We start from the raw sequence: 995 nt of genomic DNA, 5'->3' as shown, positions 1-995 counted from the left end.
CCTAGATCGTTGATGGGAAATGTTGGTGTTGGTCAATGGTCGTAGGCGATCAGGGAGCGTTTGACGGGTGCGTTGATCAGCCAGTTGTGCCAGATCGCGGCGTTGAGCGCCGTGATGCGCTGGCAGACGCGCGCCCAGAGCCCTTCGGTGGTGCGGGCGGCGTGGCGTTCCAGTCCCAGCTGGTTCTTCAGTGTCCAGATCACCGCCTCGATGCGCTGGCGCAGCCAGCCGGGGAACACCGCCACCGGCGGGGCGGGCTCATCGGCGCGGACGGGGCGGATCAGCACATGGCCCAGATCGGCAGCGGCCTTCTCCACCCCTGTCCCGGCGAACCCCTTGTCGCACACGATCGGGCACGGCCCGGGCGCGGGCGGCTGGACGTGCAGCAGGTGCACCGCCTGCAACCGCTCGTCCAGCTCCTTGGGGTGGGCCAGGCTGAAGGCGCACACCGCGCCCTCCGCGGTGGTGATCAGCATCAGCTTGGCGCCCCAGTAGAAGGCGTGGTGGGACTTGTCCATGCCGTAGCCGGCGATCTCGCCCAGGCCCGAGCGGTGCACGGTGGTGCGCGAGGCGCCGCAGCGCACCGGGGTGCCGTCCATCAGCCGCAGCCGCTCATGCCAGGAGGGCGTGTGGCGGACCAGCCATGCCGCCGCGGCCAGCAGCAACGGGGCCGCCTGGCGCAGATGACGGTTGTATTCGGACTGGCAGGGCAGGCGCGGGAACAGGTGTCCGATCCGGGCCGGGGCCAGACGCAGCCAGCGGTGCTCGGCATCGCATCCCAGCAGCACCTGGGCAACGGCGACGCAGACCAGTTCGGCATCGGTCAGCAACCGGACACGGCCCCGCCGCCGTTGCCGCCGCGAAGGCAGGACGTGATCGTCCAGATGAACATAGAGTGCGGTCAGAAGGGCGTCCAAGTCAGTCTTCACACACCGACCATGGGCGCCCTTCGCCGTGCCCGCACCCGGTTCAGCAATTTCCCATCAACGATCTAG

General features: G+C 68.8%; 1 protein-coding gene. It reads right to left on the bottom strand.

Annotated features, from left to right (window positions below):
• Positions 1-32: 32 nt before the first annotated feature.
• Positions 33-929: a hypothetical protein gene (locus ETD96_RS44100; RefSeq protein ID WP_138642395.1), complete on the bottom strand. Its 897-nt coding sequence runs from the start codon at positions 927-929 to the stop codon at positions 33-35.
• Between the last annotated feature and the right edge of the window lie 66 nt (positions 930-995).

The organism is Actinomadura geliboluensis (assembly GCF_005889745.1).
In the GTDB taxonomy this organism is placed as follows: domain Bacteria; phylum Actinomycetota; class Actinomycetes; order Streptosporangiales; family Streptosporangiaceae; genus Spirillospora; species Spirillospora geliboluensis.
This window is presented reverse-complemented; position numbering and strand designations above follow the sequence as displayed.